23 protein-coding genes and 2 rRNA genes are annotated in these 21,099 nt (G+C 39.4%); 19 read left to right on the plus strand and 6 right to left on the minus strand.

Features of this window, described 5'->3' with window-relative positions; genetic code table 11:
• Position 1: 1 nt before the first annotated feature.
• Positions 2-970 carry a LemA family protein gene (locus R3D71_08780; GenBank protein MEZ5691743.1) on the minus strand — a complete coding sequence of 323 codons (969 nt, stop codon included), beginning with the start codon at positions 968-970 and terminating at the stop codon, positions 2-4.
• Positions 960-1,319, minus strand: a complete 360-nt coding sequence (locus tag R3D71_08785) for a DUF2089 family protein (protein MEZ5691744.1) — start codon at positions 1,317-1,319, stop codon at positions 960-962. The genes R3D71_08780 and R3D71_08785 overlap by 11 nt, the downstream gene beginning before the upstream one ends.
• An 811-nt stretch (positions 1,320-2,130) precedes the next feature.
• On the opposite strand from R3D71_08785, the gene R3D71_08790 reads away from it, so the two are divergent.
• The 6 genes from R3D71_08790 (at position 2,131) to R3D71_08815 (ending at position 8,110) form a co-directional block, all read left to right on the plus strand.
• Positions 2,131-4,875: ribosomal RNA gene (locus R3D71_08790) — 23S ribosomal RNA — on the plus strand.
• A gap of 266 nt (positions 4,876-5,141) precedes the next feature.
• Positions 5,142-5,257, plus strand: a 5S ribosomal RNA gene (gene rrf / locus R3D71_08795).
• Positions 5,243-5,797: a hypothetical protein gene (locus R3D71_08800; GenBank protein MEZ5691745.1), complete on the plus strand. Its 555-nt coding sequence runs from the start codon at positions 5,243-5,245 to the stop codon at positions 5,795-5,797. Before rrf ends, R3D71_08800 begins: the two co-directional genes overlap by 15 nt.
• A gap of 173 nt (positions 5,798-5,970) precedes the next feature.
• Complete coding sequence (locus tag R3D71_08805; GenBank protein MEZ5691746.1) at positions 5,971-6,207, plus strand: type II toxin-antitoxin system prevent-host-death family antitoxin; 237 nt, start codon at positions 5,971-5,973, stop codon at positions 6,205-6,207.
• On the plus strand, positions 6,204-6,617 hold the full coding sequence (locus R3D71_08810) for a type II toxin-antitoxin system VapC family toxin (protein ID MEZ5691747.1): 414 nt from the start codon (positions 6,204-6,206) through the stop codon (positions 6,615-6,617). Before R3D71_08805 ends, R3D71_08810 begins: the two co-directional genes overlap by 4 nt.
• 206 nt (positions 6,618-6,823) lie before the next feature.
• A complete protein-coding gene (locus R3D71_08815) occupies positions 6,824-8,110 on the plus strand; it encodes a hypothetical protein (GenBank protein ID MEZ5691748.1) in 1,287 nt (428 codons plus the stop codon).
• Here R3D71_08815 and tnpA read toward each other — a convergent pair.
• The gene (gene tnpA, locus R3D71_08820; GenBank protein MEZ5691749.1) at positions 8,043-8,474 is read right to left on the minus strand and encodes an IS200/IS605 family transposase; all 432 of its coding nucleotides are present in this window, start codon (positions 8,472-8,474) and stop codon (positions 8,043-8,045) included. The two genes, R3D71_08815 and tnpA, sit on opposite strands and share 68 nt — an antisense overlap.
• Positions 8,475-9,315: 841 nt before the next feature.
• On the opposite strand from tnpA, the gene R3D71_08825 reads away from it, so the two are divergent.
• Positions 9,316-9,555, plus strand: a complete 240-nt coding sequence (locus R3D71_08825; GenBank protein ID MEZ5691750.1) for a DUF2061 domain-containing protein — start codon at positions 9,316-9,318, stop codon at positions 9,553-9,555.
• A 151-nt stretch (positions 9,556-9,706) separates the two neighbouring features.
• On the opposite strand, the gene R3D71_08830 is transcribed toward R3D71_08825, so the two are convergent.
• Positions 9,707-10,159, minus strand: a complete 453-nt coding sequence (locus tag R3D71_08830; protein MEZ5691751.1) for an FYDLN acid domain-containing protein — start codon at positions 10,157-10,159, stop codon at positions 9,707-9,709.
• A 174-nt stretch (positions 10,160-10,333) separates the two neighbouring features.
• Here R3D71_08830 and grpE point away from each other — a divergent pair, with 174 nt between their 5' ends.
• The 11 genes from grpE to R3D71_08885 all read left to right on the plus strand — a co-directional run bounded on the left by grpE (position 10,334) and on the right by R3D71_08885 (position 18,967).
• Entirely contained in the window at positions 10,334-10,960 is a 627-nt protein-coding gene (gene grpE / locus R3D71_08835; protein MEZ5691752.1) for a nucleotide exchange factor GrpE, read from the plus strand.
• A 125-nt stretch (positions 10,961-11,085) separates the two neighbouring features.
• Entirely contained in the window at positions 11,086-11,958 is an 873-nt protein-coding gene (locus R3D71_08840) for an FtsX-like permease family protein (protein ID MEZ5691753.1), read from the plus strand.
• A 20-nt stretch (positions 11,959-11,978) separates the two neighbouring features.
• Entirely contained in the window at positions 11,979-12,539 is a 561-nt protein-coding gene (locus R3D71_08845; GenBank protein ID MEZ5691754.1) for a YdcF family protein, read from the plus strand.
• A 14-nt stretch (positions 12,540-12,553) separates the two neighbouring features.
• Positions 12,554-13,348 (plus strand): lysophospholipid acyltransferase family protein, encoded by a 795-nt coding sequence (locus R3D71_08850; GenBank protein ID MEZ5691755.1) that lies wholly within the window; start codon positions 12,554-12,556, stop codon positions 13,346-13,348.
• On the plus strand, positions 13,341-13,898 hold the full coding sequence (locus R3D71_08855; protein ID MEZ5691756.1) for a tetratricopeptide repeat protein: 558 nt from the start codon (positions 13,341-13,343) through the stop codon (positions 13,896-13,898). The genes R3D71_08850 and R3D71_08855 overlap by 8 nt, the downstream gene beginning before the upstream one ends.
• On the plus strand, positions 13,899-14,630 hold the full coding sequence (rph, locus tag R3D71_08860) for a ribonuclease PH (protein MEZ5691757.1): 732 nt from the start codon (positions 13,899-13,901) through the stop codon (positions 14,628-14,630).
• A 29-nt stretch (positions 14,631-14,659) separates the two neighbouring features.
• Positions 14,660-15,292 (plus strand): RdgB/HAM1 family non-canonical purine NTP pyrophosphatase, encoded by a 633-nt coding sequence (gene rdgB, locus R3D71_08865; protein ID MEZ5691758.1) that lies wholly within the window; start codon positions 14,660-14,662, stop codon positions 15,290-15,292.
• Complete coding sequence (locus tag R3D71_08870) at positions 15,293-15,844, plus strand: NAD(P)H-dependent oxidoreductase (protein MEZ5691759.1); 552 nt, start codon at positions 15,293-15,295, stop codon at positions 15,842-15,844.
• Between the two features lie 54 nt (positions 15,845-15,898).
• Complete coding sequence (locus tag R3D71_08875) at positions 15,899-16,510, plus strand: YceI family protein (protein MEZ5691760.1); 612 nt, start codon at positions 15,899-15,901, stop codon at positions 16,508-16,510.
• Between the two features lie 13 nt (positions 16,511-16,523).
• Positions 16,524-18,353: a protein-disulfide reductase DsbD family protein gene (locus tag R3D71_08880; GenBank protein MEZ5691761.1), complete on the plus strand. Its 1,830-nt coding sequence runs from the start codon at positions 16,524-16,526 to the stop codon at positions 18,351-18,353.
• Positions 18,350-18,967 (plus strand): DNA-3-methyladenine glycosylase, encoded by a 618-nt coding sequence (locus R3D71_08885; protein MEZ5691762.1) that lies wholly within the window; start codon positions 18,350-18,352, stop codon positions 18,965-18,967. Before R3D71_08880 ends, R3D71_08885 begins: the two co-directional genes overlap by 4 nt.
• Before the next feature lie 12 nt (positions 18,968-18,979).
• Here the strand turns inward: R3D71_08885 and R3D71_08890 are convergent, their stop codons facing one another.
• Both R3D71_08890 and R3D71_08895 read right to left on the minus strand, forming a co-directional pair.
• On the minus strand, positions 18,980-19,276 hold the full coding sequence (locus R3D71_08890) for a helix-turn-helix domain-containing protein (protein MEZ5691763.1): 297 nt from the start codon (positions 19,274-19,276) through the stop codon (positions 18,980-18,982).
• 14 nt (positions 19,277-19,290) lie between these two features.
• Positions 19,291-19,599 carry a transcriptional regulator gene (locus R3D71_08895; GenBank protein MEZ5691764.1) on the minus strand — a complete coding sequence of 103 codons (309 nt, stop codon included), beginning with the start codon at positions 19,597-19,599 and terminating at the stop codon, positions 19,291-19,293.
• A 142-nt stretch (positions 19,600-19,741) separates the two neighbouring features.
• Here R3D71_08895 and purB point away from each other — a divergent pair, with 142 nt between their 5' ends.
• Positions 19,742-21,034, plus strand: coding sequence for an adenylosuccinate lyase (purB, locus tag R3D71_08900; protein ID MEZ5691765.1), 1,293 nt, complete (start codon positions 19,742-19,744; stop codon positions 21,032-21,034).
• Positions 21,035-21,099: the final 65 nt, after the last annotated feature.

The following is a 21,099-nucleotide window of genomic DNA, read 5'->3' on the forward strand; positions in this document are numbered from 1 at the left end:
CTTATTCCTCACTATCGGCAACATTCTCTGCGGATTTCTCCTCAAAATCCACTTTGACTGCTTTATTAGTGCCTTCATCTGCCTTAAAGTAAGCCTTACGGGTAAAATTACCGATTCCAGCGATCATACTTCCCGGTAATTTGCGGATAGAGGAATTAAACTCCCCTACTTTCTCATTAAATGCCATACGAGCGATATTAATCCGGTTTTCTGTACCTTCTAGTTCAGCTTGCAACATTATATATTGCTCTGATGAGCGCAATTGCGGATATGCTTCAACGGTCGCGATAAGCGATCTTAACTGACCACTAAGACCAGACTGAGCTTTCGCTAGATCAGCCATATAAACTTCATCGCCAAGCTTAGCCGCCGCCCCTTCTGATACTTGTTTTACTTCTTGTTGCTCACTGTTTAGAGCCTCAGCTTTACTGCGCAACTTAGCTATATCACCCAGTGTATTTCCTTCATGTTCAGTGAATTTTTTTACTGTATTTACCAGATTAGGAATTAAATCAGCTCGCCGCTGATAATTAGACTCAACTTGTGACCAAGCGACGATTACCTCTTCCTCACTGGCGACTAGATTATTATAACCAAAAGTGAACCATAAAAATGAGACCACAAGTGGTAATCCCAATAATAATATCCCGATAATATTAGATGTTCCTTTATTCATTTCTCCAACCTTTCCTGCTTGATTAAAACTTTCCGCTACATTTTGAATTTCCTGTATTTCTACTTTCCGCACAGTATCCGCATTTTCTACCCAACTGATACTGGAGAACATAAAAACCCCGATAATAAAAGCGATAACCACTCCCCATATCAGTATGGCAGATAAAGATTTATGCTGATTATCATCCAAAATCTCACCTTTAGAGCCCGACAAACTACGTTTCAAAGCGTCCGACTGCTCTTGTGACAATTTGCCATTAGCCAACATCACATTTATTTTTTCCTCAAATTTCACCCTGTACCTCCTTTATTTTTCTTATCCCCTCTTCCGGTGGAATTTTCCCCTTATCTATATCCTCAAGAATTGAGGTTATATTCTTTTCATCCTCTTCTTTAAGACGCTTTAGTTCAGCGATGAGAGAATCTATCCTCCTACGCAAAGTCGGATGACTGATTCCAATCTCAACGGCTAAATCCTTCATATTACCACCGCAAAGAATCATTTTTTCCGCTAAATCCATATATTCATGCGGAAGCCTAGCAAGGCGTGGAAAACTAAAATTACTATCCATAGCAAGACCACACGAATTACATTTAAGCCGTGATACAGAAAGCTTATTAGAGCAAACTGGACAACCAATCATAACAACCTCTACAAAAATTAGATTTCTATATATAAACCATATTTTTCATAAAATCAATATTTTTTAATAAAAATTTTATAAAAATAAAAAATATCTTGTAAAATATTACAAATATTAAATAAATTATAACAATAAACCAATACTAGAAAATTAGTTAGACACACAAAAACTAAGGTAAGGATAGTTGGAAAATGAACTAAATAATGTAGATTATAATTATTTCGCGCATAATTTTTTGAATAAAAATTACATAAAAAACCATGTCAAATATATCTAACCAGAACATATTTATATTTCGGAACTCAGCAGAAAATCTGGTGTTCCATAAAGTTTATAAAAAAATGCAAAAAAATATAATATCACCTGTTGACAGTACGAATAATGGTTAGTATACATCACCTCCCTTCCTGTGATGAAGTGATTACGAAAGTTCTTTTTCAATGTGTTTTATTGAATGAATTTTCTGCTGTTTGATATTGTGAATAGGTTTTTCTGAACATTAAAAATTCAGTCAGTAGCGGATATGACATGTTACTTGTAATATGTTGTTATACTGACAGATTTTAATGAGTTGATGTAATTTGGATTGTTGAAAATGCAGGCTTTAACAAAGCTTATAGCGTTTCTGATTTTCAGTCTATACTAGGAAGCTGAGCTGGTGTGTATATTATACATGAAGCGAAAGCTGACGAAGTGGAGATAAAAATAAGGAGTGTTAGATGAGTTGTTTGGCTCTGTACGTTCATAATCAGATATCGTTCAAACGAGAACTATGTTAAGAAATTAATATAGAAATTGGTTAAATTGTTATAAATAAAAATAATAAGTGCATTTGGTGGATGCCTTGGCGATAAGAGGCGATGAAAGACGTGCTACGCTGCGATAAGCGTCGGGGAGTTGCGAAGAAACTTTGATCCGACGATTTCTGAATGGGAAAACCCACCGCGTAAGCGGTATCCATATCTGAATACATAGGATATGGAGGCAAACCCGGAGAACTGAAATATCTAAGTACCCGGAGGAAAGGAAATCACAGAGACTCCCTCAGTAGTGACGAGCGAACGGGGATCAGGCCAGCGGTTATAAAGTAAAAACTGGAACGTCTTGGAAAAGACGGCCATAGTGGGTGATAGCCCCGTACAGGTAAAAAGCTTTATAATCCTTGAGTAGGGCGGGACACGTGCAATCCTGTCTGAACATGGGGCGACCACGCTCCAAGCCTAAGTACTCCTTATCGACCGATAGTGAACTAGTACCGTGAGGGAAAGGTTAAAAGAACCCCGGCAAGGGGAGTGAAATAGACCTGAAACCGAATGCATACAAGCAGTTGGAGCGGCTTATGCCGTGACAGCGTACCTCTTGTATAATGGGTCAGCGACTTAATGTGTGAAGCGAGCTTAAGCCGTTAGGTGTAGGCGCAGCGAAAGCAAGTCTTAATAGGGCGACTGAGTTTCACGTATTAGACCCGAAACCTGGTGATCTAGCCATGGTCAGGTTGAAGGTAAGGTAACACTTACTGGAGGACCGAACCCACGCCTGTTGAAAAAGTCGGGGATGAACTGTGGTTAGGGGTGAAAGGCCAATCAAACTGGGAAATAGCTGGTTCTCCGCGAAATATATTTAGGTATAGCGTCAGGTGAATACCTTCTGGGGTAGAGCACTGGATGGGCTAGGGGGTCCCAAAGACTTACCAAACCTAACCAAACTCCGAATACGGAAGAGTACTGCCTGGCAGTCAGACAGTGAATGCTAACGTTCATTGTCGAGAGGGAAACAACCCAGACCATCATCTAAGGCCCCCAAATTGTAGTTAAGTTGGAAAGGATGTGGAACGGCCATAACAGCCAGGAGGTTGGCTTAGAAGCAGCCATCCTTTAAAGAAAGCGTAACAGCTCACTGGTCTAATAGCTATTCTGCGCCTAAAATGTAACGGGGATCAAACTACATGCCGAAGATATGGACTTAATTTATTAAGTGGTAGCGGAGCGTTCTGTAAGCCTGCGAAGCCGGTTCGACAAGAAACGGTGGAGGTATCAGAAGTGAGAATGCTGACATGAGTAACGACCAACAGTGTGAGAAACACTGTCGCCGAATGACCAAGGGTTCCTGCGTCAAGTTAATCTGAGCAGGGTTAGCCGGCCCCTAAGGCGAGGCTGAAAAGCGTAGTCGATGGGAATCACGTTAATATTCGTGAGCCTGATGGTAGTGACGGATTGAGCGTTTTGTTCGCACTTATTGGATTGTGCGGGCGGGGCAATCGGTTCCAGGAAATAGCTCCATCATTATAGACCGTACCCGAAACCGACACAGGTGGTCAGGTAGAGTATACCAAGGCGCTTGAGAGAACGATGCTGAAGGAACTAGGCAACTTGCATGCGTAACTTCGGGATAAGCATGCCCCCATTATGGGCAACCACTATGGGGGGACACAAACCAGGGAGTAGCGACTGTTTATTAAAAACACAGGGCTGTGCTAACGCGATAAGCGGATGTATACAGTCTGACGCCTGCCCGGTGCTGGAAGGTTAAGAGGAGATGTGCAAGCATTGAATCGAAGCCCCAGTAAACGGCGGCCGTAACTATAACGGTCCTAAGGTAGCGAAATTCCTTGTCGGGTAAGTTCCGACCCGCACGAATGGCGTAACGACTTCTCCGGTGTCTCCAGCATCGACTCAGTGAAATTGAATTCTCCGTGAAGATGCGGAGTTCCCGCGGTTAGACGGAAAGACCCCGTGCACCTTTACTGTAGCTTTGCACTGGCATTATGAAATATTTGTGTAGGATAGGTGGGAGACTTTGAAACTTGGGCGCCAGCTCGGGTGGAGTCATCCTTGAAATACCACCCTGATGTTTTGTGATGTCTAACCATGATCCGTTATCCGGGTCTGGGACCATGCATGGTAGGCAGTTTGACTGGGGCGGTCGCCTCCTAAAGAGTAACGGAGGCGCGCGATGGTAAGCTCAGGTTGGTCGGAAATCAACCTTTAGAGTGCAATGGCAAAAGCTTGCCTGACTGCGAGACCCACAAGTCGAGCAGAGACGAAAGTCGGTCATAGTGATCCGGTGGTTCCATGTGGAAGGGCCATCGCTCAACGGATAAAAGGTACGCCGGGGATAACAGGCTGATCTCCCCCAAGAGTCCATATCGACGGGGAGGTTTGGCACCTCGATGTCGGCTCATCACATCCTGGGGCTGTAGAAGGTCCCAAGGGTACGGCTGTTCGCCGTTTAAAGTGGTACGTGAGCTGGGTTTAGAACGTCGTGAGACAGTTCGGTCCCTATCTGCCGTGGGTGTAGGAAAATTGAGAGGAGCTGTCCTTAGTACGAGAGGACCGGGATGGACGCACCGCTGGTGTACCTGTTGTTCTGCCAAGAGCATACGCAGGGTAGCTACGTGCTGAAGGGATAACCGCTGAAAGCATCTAAGCGGGAAACCCACCTCAAAACAAGTTTTCCCCATTAGGGTCGTGGTAGACCACCACGTTGATAGGCTGGGTGTGTAAGTGTGGTAACATACTAAGCTAACCAGTACTAATAACCCGATTGATTTATTTATCACTGATGTCTGATTATAACGTACAGTGCCAAGCGGCTTAATTGCTCGTAAGAACTGTCAATAAAATAATCTGATTATATCAGAGCCTCATTAGTTCAGAAAAACCTATATCGCATATAAAGCAAAATTTTTAATGGCTTTATATGAGATGGATGTTAAGCAATTTTGTTCACAGCGAATAAACGTACCTATATGGTACGTGTTGGGCGAGTACAAAATTAACGACACAGACACTCATAGAAAACATTAATAGTGGGCTTATATGACTTGGTGATTATAGCAAGGAAGGTCCCACCCGTTCCCATTCCGAACACGACCGTGAAACTCCTTAGCGCAGATGGTACTATGTCTCAAGGCATGGGAGAGTATGTCGTCGCCAAGTCTTATAAGCCCATTTTTTTTTGGAGGTTTTATGAGTTTCCTAAAATGGTTGTTGTACCCATTTGATAATATAAGAGAGTCCAAAAAAAATGCTATGTTGATTTACAGGACGCCACGTATTGTCCTAATTATAGTATTTTTAATCTTTATTGCTCTTGATTTGATTGTAATCAAACTTAACATATCCAGTTTTTTTGCTGTGCTTTTTGCATATGTAAGCGCATTAATTTTGTTATTGGAACTTATCCATGAAACTGGAATAAAGGTATTCTCTGAACATCTTGGTATGTCAAAAAATCAAAAAAATATTGATGATAAAAAAAACTTAGACTTGAAAATTCCTTTTTTCTACTGGTCATTAACATATTTATGGTTTGTTACACCAGTTAACAATTTTATAAGAAAAATAATAGGAGTACAATTATTTGGATGGTCAAAGGAAGAAGACATGATAAATACTTATAAACTGCGTTTTATAGCTTTCATATTTTTAATTTTTGCTATTAATTTTGATGTTTGCACACGTATATTTGGCAAATAATTTCTAACACGACCGTGAAACTCCTTAGCGCAGATGGTACTATGTCTTAAGGCATGGGAGAGTATGTCGTCGCCAAGTCTTATAAGCCCATTTTTTTGTTTAAGTTGACATTTTATATATAAATGCTAGACTAGTTATCTAGTTAGATTAATAAAAGCTATTTATGTGTATTTATGGAAAAAGTTGGAATTTTTGAAGTAAAAGCTAACTTATCACACCTTATTGAAAGGGTAATAGCCGGTGAGGAGATCACTATTTCTAGACGTGGCGTTCCTGTCGCCTTGCTCAGCCCAATTGAGAATAAATCCAAGAAAAAGAAAACTTTACAATCTCTAAAAAAATTCCGTGACAACCATAACACCAACGGTATTAGCATCAAGGAACTGATTACGGAAGGGCGTAAATATTGAAAAAACTGGTTATAGACGCCTCCGTAGCCATTTCTCTTTGCTTAAAAGATGAAGGTTCAACACTTACCGAGGATTTATTAACTGAATTAGATAATTATCAGCTGTTAGTACCTCCACATTGGAGTGTAGAAGTTGCCAATGCTCTTTTTATGGCATTTCGTAGGAAAAGACTTGAATTTACAGAAATATCCGTAGCGTTTAACCTACTTATGGATTTAGAACCCAAAATTATCTCTCTCCCCTACACCGCTATATCAGCAAATATGTTTACCCTAGCTGAAAAACATGGGCTTACTATATATGACACCTACTACCTACAAGTTGCTATAAATAACTCTGCTATTTTAGCGACCCTTGATAAAGAGCTTCACAAAGCAGCCTTAAACGAAAATATAAAAATATTTGAATAATCAACCAACTATTAAAGGAATATATCATCTATTCTCACATTCCGACACTCTTCCGCAACAAGCGCGAGACGAAACTCCTTGAGATTATTATGGTAACTTAAGTCTTAAGGCATCCACCTTCGCTAAAGCTGCGGCGGACAAGTGGAAGAGTATGTCGCCCGTAAGTCTTATAAGCCTATTTTTTGTTTTAATTATAAATTATAAAAATGCATGTTGATTTTATAGAACTGGAAAAGAATGAGCTATTCCGCAGTGATATGCTCTATTTTATCCGTATGGCGAATCCCTATATAAAAACTATTTTTTGGGATATTTTTTCAGTACACAATAAAAACCGTAGAAAACTCCTCTATCAAATCGCTGAAGCTAATCTAGCCAAAAAGAATAAAAACGGAAATTATAATCTAAACGAAAAATATCTGCTAGACTCTATTATCCCAGACCATAACAACAATGGTCGCCGCAGTCCATTACCTATGGATTGTATAAGCAGCACATTTGTTAATAAAATATTGAATATTATTGCCAAAGAGGAAAATGGCAATTTTATTTATGAAGGATTAGTAAAAACCTTTAATGAAAAACTCAGGGAAAACTTTGCCATTTTTGGCAAGAACGGGAAAGATAGCTTCACCATTTTTAGAGAAGCTATAACTACCTTGTATAAAAGACGTAATTTATTGGAACATTATAACGATCCATATAAAAAAAGTGAACCTCTCTCACAGAAATCTAATAATAAAAACCGTAATGACACTAAGTCTAAAAAAGGTGAATTTCTACATACTGATGAAAAACTTATAGAAGCTCTTGGTTTGTTCTTGCTCCCAGACATCACATCGCACCTAGTGGGAAGAATTATTCATTATGAAAAAGCAATGAAAATTGATAGGGAAAAGCTCCAGTCTCATTTTGTAAGGGAGATGTTTATAAAACATACAGCAGAAAGAAAAGGAAGTACAAAACTACTGTTTTCTAGTGAGAGAACAAGAAAGAATATAAAAGATAAGCGTAAAAGAAAATCTATGGTAAATGAGTCATCCCTGCGTAAAAAACCATGGTATATCGCATACGAAAATGAATATAAGAAACTACCTAATAATAAAACAAATTACCGTGTCCATGAGTTCAAGTTACGCTATTATTTTATCGGAGAAAATAATATAGCCAAAATTAAAAACTTACTGAGTGAAAGCGATAACAGCCTATCTTTCAAACATGATATAGAAGCGTTTTATATTTTGACCGCGAAGATAAACCTATTCATCCAGCGTTATCTTTTTATAGCCTTAAACAACTATAACGGGTTACCAGACGAAAACCTATCAACCACCCTAAAAGATATACGCAATAGAATCGCTCACAATGGCTTCTTTTGGGATGTAAGAAAACAAAGTGAATCTCCGCCAGCTTACGCAGGCGGTTTCACTCTAGTTCAAGCTTCGCTTGGCCACAATCTTCCTGCCCTTGTTTTTCTATATAACGCTGTATAATCTTTTCATTTATCCCCACCGTAGAAACAAAATAACTGCCCGACCATATACTATCTGTACCCCAATACACCTTTTTGAGAAACGGAAACTTTACCTTGATTTTGCGTGCTGTATTCGTCTTAATTATTCGTACAACATCTCCTACGCTCATCTTTGGAGGAATAGACACAAGAATATGTATATGATCTTTATCATCATTATATTCCATAATATCTATTTCTGGATAATGTTCCGTTATTTCATAGAGTCTATTCCTCAAAAATTCGCTAACACCTTCGTTGATAATCTTACGACGGTATTTAGTCGCAAAAACAAGGTGATAGTGACATAGATAGATGCAGTTATTTTGTTTCCTGTAACTCATATATTATTTGTAGCAGGAAGATTGTAGCTGCGCTACATCCGCCAGCTCACGCAGGCGGTCTTAGAACGCGGATAAAGAAGTATACAGTATAGATGAGATATTCACTTCACTTATAAAATTTTGCTACTATCATGAGGGAAATAACTGTGCTAACGACTTCTACACACAAATTACCTCATTACTGAAAAAACAAAAATTCTCCGTTGTCCACGTAAAGAATGGTGACCAACATAAATATTTATATATCAAAAGATGGACAAAGAATAATCGTGATAACTATCTTAGGAATCAGGATATAATCGTAGATAAAAGAAAAAACTTTTATAATCAAATAGCAAAATGGAAATTAGACTTGGATAAATCTCTAAAAAATGTTACTTTAAGTTTGGTTTAAGATGGTTTTTTACCATTTTTGTGATTCCATTGGGCAATATTATAGTTGTATATCAATTTGTTAGTATTGTTCTGTTATACACCACTCCTATACGGCGTGGTTGTATGACCTACTTCAGGGATTTTTGTCATTCACTAGAAAGCCTTCTTAATTTGTCATTGCAATCGCATTTAGATACAATGTCACCCCGCACGTGGTTAGCGGGGTCTGGTGGGTTGCAGAGCAATCCAGTAAAAAGCTCTGCTTTTCACAACCGGATGCCGTCATAAAGACGGCATGACAGTATCATGTTCAATGCCTGATACCCAAATGCAATCGCCATGCTTAATTTGTAAAATCTTTTATTGCAAATGATTCTTATTCGCATTATAATGAAAATATAAGACATTAAACTATAGTAATATAATATACTGTTTATCAATAATAAAATACGAATTAGGGGTAGTTATGAGCAGGTTAATATTTGAACACCAAACCACGATGAAAACCCTCACCTACTGCCTGATGCATTTTGTAGTGGCGATTACCGTCGCTTATCTTTTAAGTGGAAACTGGGCGATTGCCCTGTCTATAGGCATCATTGAGCCGCTGGTACAAACCTTTTGCTATAACCTGCATGAACGTGGCTGGAAAAAAGCTGCCGATGGCTATCAGCGCAAATATCTCGGACTTATGATAACCAACTAATACTCAACAAAATAACCATAATCATTTGAATAAGAATTTCCTATTTCAAGTAACAAGGCTACGACAGTAAGATCACCACTCACGCAACACCAGCAACGTATAAGCGCACATCTAGCTTTTCAAGAAAAAGCAGAAAGACTATAAGTTTGAGTTATCTGTCCTCTTCATCATCCTCGTCTTCATCGTCCTCATCTATGTGATCTATAAGCGTATCATCATCTATTGTTATATCATCATCCATCGGCTCTTCCGGCTCAACATCATCAAGCTCCTCAATATCATCAATATCGTCTATATCTTCCATTTCCTCAATCTCATCCTCACCATCCGCCGGTATAACATCATCAAAATCCTCTAAATCAACCCCTTCAATATTCTGTGTGGATTTCTTAGCTTTTTTCTTAGCGTCTTTACCCTGTTCAATTTTATTGTCACGGCTATCCGCATCCTCCGCGACCTTGCCTTTACGCCTTCCCCTGCCCTTAGTCTCACTACTATTTATAGTTCCACATTTCGGACATATGGCTGGACTTTTACCTAAATCATAAAATTTCGCGCTACAAGAAGAACAAACTTTTTTATTTCCTAAATCATTCTTATCCACAAAATATCTCCTTAAAAATTTCCCCTAATTATACTTTAACAAAATATTATCTAACTGATTAGAGACAAAATATTTTTTTGCAACATAATTTTATTACTTGAAAAATCCATTTATGTTACCACATATTATTAACGTCTTATATATCCCAAATTTTGACTAACAAAGGAAATAGTAATGAATGATTCTAAAAACAATGAAAAAAATGAACAACAGGCTGAAATACAAGAAGAAAAATCCGAATCAGCCATAGAGGCAGAAAAAAATGATACCGTTACCGACTTAAGAGACACAAAAATATCTAGACTTGAGAAGGAATGTGCTGATCTTCATGACAAATGGGTACGCTGCGTGGCGGAAATTGAGAATATCCAAAAACGTTCACAAAAAGCTTTAGAAGATAGTAATAAATACGCTATCAGTGGATTCGCTGGAGATATGGTTAATGTTTTAGAAAACTTAAAAAGAGCTTTAGAAATAATACCATCTGATGACGATAATGATGATAACTCAAATAATGAACTACTTAAAAAGCTTGGTGAGGGAGTTGAGCTTACCATGCAAGAGCTAATTTCTATATTCAAAAAACATGGAATAGAAAGAATAGATCCATTAGGCAAAAAATTTGACCATAATCTCCATCAAGCTCTTTCCCAAGTAGAGGATGATAGCAAAGAAAGCGGAACAGTAATACAAGTCCTGCAAGCTGGATATATGATAGCCGACCGCTTACTACGTCCGGCTATGGTAACAGTCTCAACCACTTCGGCTAAAAATAAACATAAGGTTGATACTACAGCCTAGATTATAGAAAGTCGTGATTACAAATAACCAAGATCGTAAATAATATGTTGAGATAATCAATCCATATATTATAACTTGATTATATATTACAATCTGGAATAACCTTCCACACAAGAAGGATAATCATGCGTACCGATATAGCTTTTTCCTCAGACGACTCTCATCGTTTCCTACCATGGCTTATTGGTATAATGGTGTGTTTGGCTTGTCTTCTCTTATGCTTTGTCATTAGTATAAATAGTTGGATTAACAACCAGCATAATGATTATAGCAATAGTCTTACCGTCAACATTCCGGTAAAAGTTGGAGAGACAATTCCTCAAGAAAAAATTGATGAGATAGCAGAACTACTAAAAAAAAATCCAGCCATCAATAAAGTTAAAAGAATAGAGAAAGACGAGCTGCAAAAAATGCTAGTGCCATGGCTTGGCGAAAATATGGCACAATCTGAATTACCCCTGCCAATAGTGCTGGATGTTGAGCTGTACAAAAACACCGATATAGACACAGAAGAGTTACAAAAAAATATAGATGATATAGTAGAGGAATCTGAGATTGATACTAAAGAGAACTGGGTAAAAGCATTTATAAATTTTTCCTCCACTATTCGCCTGATAATGATAATATTCGCTTCTCTTATTATAGTATCTATTGGGCTTATGATTTCTTTCACCTCCCGTGCCTCCTTGCACCTACATAACAAAGCGGTGAGATTATTACATTCCACCGGCGCTGAGGATAAATATATAACAAAACAATTTCAGTATGAGGCGTTTCTACTTACCATGCGTGGAACAATAGCGGGATGCTTCATAATAGCTCTAGTATTCTGGGCTATAGATTATTACATAACATCTCTTAATAATCCTGCCATACCCTCTCTTGATATGGGAACGACTCATATCAAAATAATTATATTATTCGCGATAAGTTGTGGCGTTGTATCACTAATGTCCGCGAGAATATCAGTTATGAAACAGCTCAAAAAAATGTTATGAAGATTATCAGGAAACTGTTTATGGGACTGATTTCCGTATTCGCTTTGTGGTCTATCGGCTTAGGCTGGTTCAGTGCTCAGATCCCGTATGATGATGTAAATCTTTCCACCGATAACTCAAAAATAATCGTTGTCTTTACCGGCGATAGCGGCAGACTGGAATACGCTCTTAACTTGCTTGCTGAAGAGAAGGGAAAAATCTTGTTTATAAGCGGAGTTGGTAAAAGAGCTACCATAAACGATATAATGCGTTATACACCCAAAGAAATTAACAAAAAAATTGATAAATCACTCATATATATAGGTTATGAGGCAGAGGACACTATTGGAAATGCCATAGAAACAGCGAACTGGTTACATAAAAAATGGCATGATGATAAAAATAAAAAACTAAATAGGAAGGAAATAATATTGGTGACATCAAATTATCATATGCCAAGAAGCCTATTTGAGTTATCAAAAGCGATGCCTGACGTAAATTTAATTCCAGCTCCAGTGATAAACAAAAGCTACCTTCCTATAATATCAGAATATAATAAATATATAGCGAGCAATATAAAACACCTAATGAACAAAAACTAGCCAAAGACTGAATAATGGATAATACTGATAACAACCTACCACCAATAAAAATAACTCCTCTTATTTTTATAAAGTCCTTGCTGTTTAACATTTCCTTTTTTAGCTGGGCGATAATCTGTTCGCTACTACTTTCACCACTTTTTATAGTCTCTGCGCGCGCCTCCCAACTTTCTGGCAAGCCATGGGGATTAGTGTCACTATTTTTCGCTAGAATATTTTGCGGAATAAAATATGAGATACGTGGCCGTGAGAATATGAAGAATTATCCAGTAATATACGCGTCTAAACATCAATCAGCGTGGGATACTATAATATTCCTAATATTGTTTCCCCGTGTCGCTTATGTTCTAAAAAAAGAGCTATTACGCCTTCCCTTGTGGGGTTGGTATCTATGGCGCATGAAAATGATCGCTATTGATAGAAGCGCTGGTGCCAGCAGTATAAAAAAATTAATAAAAGAAAGCAAAGAAGCTATAGAGGAAAAACGCCCTATAGTAATTTTCCCAGAAGGCACTAGAGTTAAGCCAAATTCTGTCCCAGACTACCAACCAGGGATTACCGCCATGTACTCTTCCCTTAAAGTACCAGTAGTGCCAGTTGCCTTAAATTCCGGTGTATATTGGGGGAAAAACGCGTTTTTTAAGCGTAGTGGCACTATAATAATAGAGTTTTTACCAGAAATACCAGCGAATCTTAATAAAAAAGAATTTATTAACAGGCTAAAAAATGATATAGAATTAGTAAGCGGTAAATTAATTGAGGAAGCCAAGCAAACTATAGAAAATGCTACAGGAGGGAAAAATGGATAATAATAAACACAGTAATAAATATAAAAAGGTTAGTATATTATCTATAATCGCGGCGGCTTTATTATGTATCACGTCACAGTCCACATTTGCCTCTACCTTCACATATAATCTATTAAAAAGCATGGCGGATAAAGGTGACACACAAGCACAGACCGCTATCGGCGCAATGTACGCGACAGGTAGAGAAGTTGACAAAAATACTAACGAGGCCATTAAATGGTTCTTAAAAGCCGCGCAAGCCGGAGATCCAAAAGCAAAACAATTGCTCGGTCTAACCTATTATAGCAATAAAGACTACACAAACGCCCTTAAATGGCTTAACATAACAGCGAAAGAAGGGGATATTAAATCACAAGAGATGCTCGGTATGCTCTATAACGGCAATATGGGAATACCAAGAGACCCTAAACTTGCTTATGATTGGTTCAGCGTAGCGAAAAAACAAGATAGTAAACTCGCCGATTTTTATCTTAAACAATTAGAAAAAGAGTTGTACGGTAAGCCTCTTGATGTACAGATAAAAGAAAAAATAGCGAAATCTAAAAAATAAATGCGACCATCCAAGAGAAAAAATGATGAACTGCGGGAGTTTTCCATAACTCCTAACGTAAGCCGTAACGCTGAAGGCTCCTGCTTGATAAAATGCGGCAGCACACACGTTATATGCACAGCCAGCGTAGAGGAGGAAGTCCCACGTTTTCTCAGGAAAACCGGCAAAGGTTGGATAACCGCCGAATATGGAATGCTGCCACGCTCAACCGGAAGCCGGATGGCAAGAGAGGCGGCAAAGGGCAAACAATCTGGCAGGACACAGGAAATACAACGACTTATCGGCAGAAGCCTACGTTCAGTGGTAAATTTAGAGCTTCTTGGAGAAAGACAAATAATAATAGATTGCGACGTAATAGAAGCTGACGGCGGAACCCGTACCGCCTCTATTACCGGCGCATACGTCGCACTGTACCTAGCTATTGATAATCTAATGAAAAATGGTTTACTGAGCAAGTCCCCAATAATTGGGCAAGTAGCAGCCATATCCTGCGGTATATACAATAACGAGACTGTGCTAGACCTTGATTACGCTGAGGACAGTAAAGCCGCTATGGACGCTAACTTTGTGATGACCGAAAAAGGTGGCATAATTGAGATACAATGCACAGCCGAAGACGAACCCGTAAGCGAGAAACAATTCACGCAGCTTCTTACCTTAGCCAAATCTGGTATAACTCAACTTTGCGCGGCTCAGCTTGCTGCTATTACCACGCTACGCATACCCAAATAACCTACTATAAACACAATATAACTATTAGCATGCTAGATAAATTAGTAATAGCCAGTCACAATAAAGGTAAGATTAGGGAAATTTCCGAGCTACTTTCCTCGCTTAATATTACCGTATTATCAGCCGGAGAATTATCTATTGATGAGCCAGAGGAAACTGGAAATAGTTTTGCCGAAAACGCTACATTAAAAGCTAAAAACACATCTGAAAAAAGTGGTCTTGCAGCTCTTGCTGATGATTCTGGAATCGTAATACCCGCCCTTGATGGAATGCCAGGAATATATTCCGCGCGCTGGGCTGGTAAGGATAAAGATTTTTCTGTCGCTTTTGAAAGAATAAAAAATGAACTCACCACAAAAGGAATAGATCCCGAATCCGGTGTGTCCGCTTATTTCGTATGCGTACTTTGCCTGTCTATGCCAGATAAAAAAGAACATATATTTGAAGGCAGAATTGATGGAACTCTTACTTTCCCACCACGTGGCGAAAAAGGCTTTGGTTACGACCCTATATTTATACCAGATGGCTATGATAAAACATTCGCTGAAATACCAGCAATTGAAAAACAGAGAATAAGTCACCGAGCTAAAGCTTTCGTGAAATTCCTTGAGTATCTGCGAGAATCTACCGACGAAAAAATAAATTTAACAGAAGAGGTATAGATGAGAATTTTAGCCTTCGCCGCCTCTTACCGCTCTGATTCTCTGAATAAGAAATTAGTCGCACTTTTAGCGAAAGAGGCTAAAAGGATTGGTACGAAAATAGAGATAGCTGATTATGATGATTTTGATATGCCACTCTATAGGAACGATCACACTGAAATAACTCCTAAATCAGCTAATTATTTTCTAAAGAAAGTAGGAGATTCCAACGGCATAATAATCTCTATGCCAGAATATAACCGTTCTATCCCCTCTTCCCTTAAAAATGTAATTGATTGGACATCAAAAATAGATCGTACCGCTTTTACTGGAAAAACTTTTTTTCTTACATCAGCATCCGCTGGTATTTACGGCGGCATAACTGGCCTTAACCAGTTAAAAACTCCGCTAGAAGCACTCGGTGCTATAGTATTCAATCAAACATTTACTACTATAGGTACTGAAAACGCATTTGACGGATCAGGAGATCTCGTTGATAAACAACAGCAGGATATGCTTTTTTCTATGATAAAAGATTATATTTCCTTTACCGAGAAACTTTCAGTAAAATAGGAACGAATAACCATCTAAGACAATAAATAAACCTGTATTAAAGAAGGAGATCTTATGCTACCAATGCTACCAATTAAAAAAACTTGTCTTCTAACCTGCATGTCAGCTCTTGCCTTTACTACAGCAGCATTTACCACTCCGGCTCTTGCCGCCGATAAATACGAGTTTGATAAATCACACACCAGAATCCTTTTCTATATAAACCATCTTGGATTTTCCGATATGGTCGGAGAATTTACCGACTATGATGGCTATTTTACCTTTGATGAAAGCAAGCCAGAAGAAAGCAGCGTAAATGTTTCCATAAACCCACTGTCAGTGCGTACCAGCAGTGCGGAACTAGATAAAAAACTACAAAATAGTGATTTTTTTAACTCTGAAAAATTCCCTAAAATAACTTTTACCAGCGATAAAATAGAAATAACCGGAAAAAATACTGGTAAAGTTCACGGCAAGGTAACCATGCTTGGTGTAAGCAAACCAGTAACACTGGATGTTACTTTTAATAAGGCGGCCACCAATTCCTATAGCGGAAAATATATCGCCGGATTTAGCGCTAGCTCAAAACTAAAACGTTCCGACTTCAAAATGAATTCATACCTTCCGGCGATCGGCGATGAGGTAAGAGTAGAGATACAAACTGAAGGAATAAAAACTGACAAATAAGGCAGCAAGCTGAATGCAAAAAAAAGCAGTAATAAAAAAATATTATAACTTAGTGACTGCTATTTATCTGTCACTGCTAACCTGCGTATTTTTTGTCATTAGCGGTCACCACAACGCATACGCTCAAAGCTGGTCTATACCAGACTCCTCCCTATCTCTTACCAAACAAAATAATGTGAGCGCTCGTCTGGTAAGTGAGTCAGTATCTCTACAAGAAGGGAAAAAAATCAGACTGGGCGTTATACTTGACGCTGGCAATTGGCACACCTACTGGAAAGAACCGGGTGACGCTGGGCTACCCACCGAATTTAGCTGGACTCTACCAGAAGGATTCAGCGCAAGCGATATTGACTGGCCGCCACCGCAAAAATTCGCTGAGGGTGAGCTAACAACTTACGGATATACCGGAACTACTCTACTTCCAGTTACTATCACCGTGCCAGATAAGCTTGATAGTCAATCATATGACATAACCGTAAAAGCTAACTGGCTAGCTTGTGATAAAATTTGTATTCCTGAATCAGCCACACTTTCCATCAATATGCTAGCAGGGAAAATCTCACCATCTTCCAATATTGGGTTGTTTGACAAACATATATCGGCAAGCTCACAAACAATAAATAATACTCAAGATAGTTCATATTTTCTCATAATAACTACTATTATGCTCGCTCTTGCCGGTGGTCTTATCCTTAATATAATGCCTTGCGTGCTACCTGTTCTATCGCTTAAGGCACTCGCTTTGGCAAAAAAAGCCGGTCATAAACGTGAACACACCATAAAATACGGCGTAGCGTATACTCTTGGGATATTAGTCTCATTTGCCACAATTGCCGCTATACTCATCACCCTCCAGCATGGCGGTGAGAAAATCGGCTGGGGTTTCCAGATGCAATCACCATCCTTTGTCGGCTTTCTTATTTATCTACTATTTTTAGTTGGGCTTAACTTATCGGGAATGTTTCACCTGCCAGTATTAATGGGAAATACCGGAAACAACCTCGCTAATGAGAATTCAGTCAAAGGCAGCTTTTTTACTGGTATATTAGCGGCAATGGTCGCCACTCCCTGTACCGCTCCATTTATGGCTTCGGCTGTTGGCGTTGCTCTTCTTCTGCCAGCATGGGCGGCTATGTTAGTGTTTCTATCTCTAGGATTTGGTCTTGCCCTGCCCTTCCTGCTAATCAGTATTTTCCCATCACTACTTAATTTTCTACCAAAACCCGGTATATGGATGGAAAGATTCAAAGAATTTCTGGCATTCCCGATGTACGCCTCTGTTATCTGGCTTATTTGGGTGCTTGGCATCCAAACCGGAGTACATGGTATCGTGCTTATATTATTTGGATTATTACTAATAATATTTACTATCTGGATACAGAAGATAAACGCGAAATGTAATATATACCACCGTTCCTTTTTCTTTATATCATCAGTGATAATGCTAACTGCTATTCTCATTTCACTTGGTTCCATGTCCACCCAGAAATTGGAGTATAAAAATACTATCGCTTACTCGGAAGAGCTGTTCAAATCCATGCGTGATGATAATAAACCGGTTTATCTTGATGTAACCGCCGCTTGGTGCATCACTTGTCAGCTCAACAAAAAATTCGTGTTAGATAGCGATAACATAAATAAATTGTTTAAGGAGCAAGACGTAGCTCTGATGGTCGCCGACTGGACCAACCGTAATCCTAAAATAACTGAGCTTCTTGGTAGCTTTGGTTATAACGGTGTCCCACTCAATGTTTTTTATCCGGCTAATAATGGGAAACCAGTGATATTACCGCAGATATTAAGTGAGGAAATCGTAACAAAAACTATCAAAGAAAACCAATGACCCCACATTTCTGGAATGACGCTGTAAAACATCTCAGCGAAAAAGACAAAGTTCTAAAAAATATCATAGAGAGTTATAGCGGCGAGGCTTTAATGCAACGCAGCAATGGCTTTTATACTCTAACACGCTCAATCATCGGGCAGCAAATATCGGTAAAAGCCGCCGCCAGCGTCTGGTATAAATTACGGGAAAAACTAGATGAAATAACACCAGAAAAATTGCTCTGTCTGGACGATGATGAATTAAGAAAATGTGGACTATCCGCCCGTAAAATTCGTTATATACAAGGTGTCGCCGAGTATTTCGTGGAAAATGAGGATCGCGTAAATAGCTGGCACGCTATGGCTGATGAGAATGTACTCAGCGAGCTTACCGCCCTTCACGGCATTGGTCGCTGGACGGCGGAGATGTTCCTAATTTTTTACCTAGCCCGCCCCGATGTATTTCCGCTCGCTGATATCGGCCTGCAAAAAGCGATGTTCAAACATTATAATAATGATAAGGAAATACCAAAAGAGAAACTTGTTAAAATAGCCAATAACTGGCAACCTTACCGTTCGGTTGCCACTTGGTATCTATGGCGTAGCCTTGATCCCGAACCAGTCGCTTATTAGAGTTTAAGATGCCTAATTATATGATGATGGCTTTAGTACCTGCTGAATCACATCCGGCCTAGCAGCGGCAATAGTAAGCAAAGCAAGAGCGGCACCAGACGGGTTACGCCTTCCCTGCTCCCAAGCTTGTAAAGTACGTGTACTTACGTGAAGAATGCTAGCAAAACCTGACTGACTCAATTCCAATTTATTACGTACTTTTTTTATATCATCAGATGTATAAACTTTATATCGTTTTCCCTTACCTGACTTAATACTCTCAATAGACTCAAGAATTTCTTGTCCAATATTCCGTTTTTTGCTTTTCATACCATCCTCAACTTCTATTCAAACTGTTCTCGTATCTTCTTTAGTATGTCTGTTGGTATAGTATCATCTTCATTTTTGGCGTAAATGGTAAGTAACCATATTTCACCAATAGAATTTTGTAGATAATATATCACCCTTACACCACTACGCTTACCTTTCCCTTTTGCAGAAAATCTTAGCTTGCGTATACCACCACTACCTTTTATTACATCACCTGAATCTGGTGTATTTGATAAATACCACTGTAAGTCCGTATATTCTCTATCACTCAGATAATTATATACTTGCTTTCCAAATAATGCTGATTCAGCAAATGTATACATTACCTCATTATACTACATAGTAGTATAATGACAAGAATTATTTTTGATATATATACAGTTAACTATTGTTATCTATTGATAATTAATAACGGTTGTTATAAAAACCACTGATAACTAACAACTGATAACTAACAACTGACACATGATACCACGCTATTCCCGCCCTGAAATGGTTAGTATATGGACTGACCAAACAAAATACCAAATCTGGTTTGAGATTGAAGCCCACGCCTGTGACGCTCTGGCTGAACTCGGAGTTATCCCTAAATCCGCAGCGAAGACCATCTGGGAAAAAGGTGGTTTTGACCCTGCACGTATTGATGAAATTGAGCGCGTAACCAAGCATGACGTTATCGCCTTCCTTACCAATGTCGCGGAATATGTCGGCGAGGACGCAAGGTTTCTCCATCAAGGCATGACCAGCTCAGACGTGCTTGACACCTGTCTTTCAGTGCAGCTTTCGCGTGCTACCGATATTTTACTCGCCGATATGGACGCTCTACTTGCCGCCATTAAAAAACGCGCATTTGAGACCAAAGACTTTGTGACTGTCGGTAGAAGTCATGGTATCCATGCCGAGCCACTTACCTTCGGCTTGAAGCTTGCTGGATATTACGCTGAATTTACCCGCTGCAAAGAAAGGTTAATTGTTGCCCGCAAAGAAATCGCCACCTGTGCTATCTCCGGCGCTGTTGGTACATTCGCTAATATTGACCCATTCGTGGAAAAATATGTCGCGGAAAAATTAGGGCTTGAGTCAGAACCAGTTTCCACGCAAGTTATCCCCCGTGACCGCCACGCCATGTATTTCGCGACACTAGGAGTTATAGCAAGCTCTATGGAACGCTTGGCGGTAGAAGTCCGTCACCTTCAACGCACCGAAGTGCTGGAAGCGGAAGAATTCTTCTCCGCCGGACAGAAAGGCAGCTCCGCCATGCCGCATAAGCGCAATCCTGTGTTGTCGGAAAATGTCACGGGACTGGCGCGACTGGTACGTGGTTATGTCACCCCTGCCCTTGAAAATGTGGCGCTCTGGCATGAGCGTGATATTTCACACTCATCTGTTGAACGGATGATTGCACCGGATGCGACAGTTACCACGGATTTTGCCTTAAACCGCCTTACCGGAATTATTGACAAGCTAGTTATTTATCCTGAGCGGATGCAGGCGAATATGGATAAGCTCGGTGGTTTGGTTTTCTCACAGCGTGTGCTATTAGCCCTCACTCAAGCTGGTATCAGCCGTGAGGATTCTTACCGGTTCGTGCAGCGCAACGCCATGAAAGTTTGGGAAGAAGGCAAAGACTTCTATACTGAGCTTTGCGCTGATAAAGAAGTAACTGACCGCCTGCCTCCGGACAAATTAAAAGCGCTATTTGATCCTGCCTATCACACTAAACATGTGGATACCATCTTCAAACGGGTGTTTGAGTGATTCAGAACCTACTGAGTCTGCTGGAAGTTTACTGTATATTCGTCTCCGATATTTCCTACCGAAAC

It is taken from the genome of Rickettsiales bacterium, from assembly GCA_041396965.1.
In the GTDB taxonomy this organism is placed as follows: domain Bacteria; phylum Pseudomonadota; class Alphaproteobacteria; order Rickettsiales; family SXRF01; genus SXRF01.

Excerpts from the sequence above, each read along its gene's own strand:
- R3D71_08825 (MEZ5691750.1), top strand. The coding sequence starts at position 9,316 with ATGAGCAGGTTAATATTTGAACACCAAACCACGATGAAAACCCTCACC.
- R3D71_08875 (MEZ5691760.1), top strand. The coding sequence starts at position 15,899 with ATGCTACCAATGCTACCAATTAAAAAAACTTGTCTTCTAACCTGCATG.
- R3D71_08895 (MEZ5691764.1), bottom strand. The coding sequence starts at position 19,599 with ATGTATACATTTGCTGAATCAGCATTATTTGGAAAGCAAGTATATAAT.
- R3D71_08890 (MEZ5691763.1), bottom strand. The coding sequence starts at position 19,276 with ATGAAAAGCAAAAAACGGAATATTGGACAAGAAATTCTTGAGTCTATT.
- tnpA (MEZ5691749.1), bottom strand. The coding sequence starts at position 8,474 with ATGAGTTACAGGAAACAAAATAACTGCATCTATCTATGTCACTATCAC.
- rph (MEZ5691757.1), top strand. The coding sequence starts at position 13,899 with ATGCGACCATCCAAGAGAAAAAATGATGAACTGCGGGAGTTTTCCATA.
- R3D71_08785 (MEZ5691744.1), bottom strand. The coding sequence starts at position 1,319 with ATGATTGGTTGTCCAGTTTGCTCTAATAAGCTTTCTGTATCACGGCTT.
- R3D71_08870 (MEZ5691759.1), top strand. The coding sequence starts at position 15,293 with ATGAGAATTTTAGCCTTCGCCGCCTCTTACCGCTCTGATTCTCTGAAT.
- R3D71_08885 (MEZ5691762.1), top strand. The coding sequence starts at position 18,350 with ATGACCCCACATTTCTGGAATGACGCTGTAAAACATCTCAGCGAAAAA.
- R3D71_08880 (MEZ5691761.1), top strand. The coding sequence starts at position 16,524 with ATGCAAAAAAAAGCAGTAATAAAAAAATATTATAACTTAGTGACTGCT.
- rdgB (MEZ5691758.1), top strand. The coding sequence starts at position 14,660 with ATGCTAGATAAATTAGTAATAGCCAGTCACAATAAAGGTAAGATTAGG.
- R3D71_08815 (MEZ5691748.1), top strand. The coding sequence starts at position 6,824 with ATGCATGTTGATTTTATAGAACTGGAAAAGAATGAGCTATTCCGCAGT.
- grpE (MEZ5691752.1), top strand. The coding sequence starts at position 10,334 with ATGAATGATTCTAAAAACAATGAAAAAAATGAACAACAGGCTGAAATA.
- R3D71_08805 (MEZ5691746.1), top strand. The coding sequence starts at position 5,971 with ATGGAAAAAGTTGGAATTTTTGAAGTAAAAGCTAACTTATCACACCTT.
- R3D71_08850 (MEZ5691755.1), top strand. The coding sequence starts at position 12,554 with ATGGATAATACTGATAACAACCTACCACCAATAAAAATAACTCCTCTT.
- R3D71_08800 (MEZ5691745.1), top strand. The coding sequence starts at position 5,243 with ATGTCGTCGCCAAGTCTTATAAGCCCATTTTTTTTTGGAGGTTTTATG.
- R3D71_08840 (MEZ5691753.1), top strand. The coding sequence starts at position 11,086 with ATGCGTACCGATATAGCTTTTTCCTCAGACGACTCTCATCGTTTCCTA.
- R3D71_08855 (MEZ5691756.1), top strand. The coding sequence starts at position 13,341 with ATGGATAATAATAAACACAGTAATAAATATAAAAAGGTTAGTATATTA.
- R3D71_08845 (MEZ5691754.1), top strand. The coding sequence starts at position 11,979 with ATGGGACTGATTTCCGTATTCGCTTTGTGGTCTATCGGCTTAGGCTGG.
- purB (MEZ5691765.1), top strand. The coding sequence starts at position 19,742 with ATGATACCACGCTATTCCCGCCCTGAAATGGTTAGTATATGGACTGAC.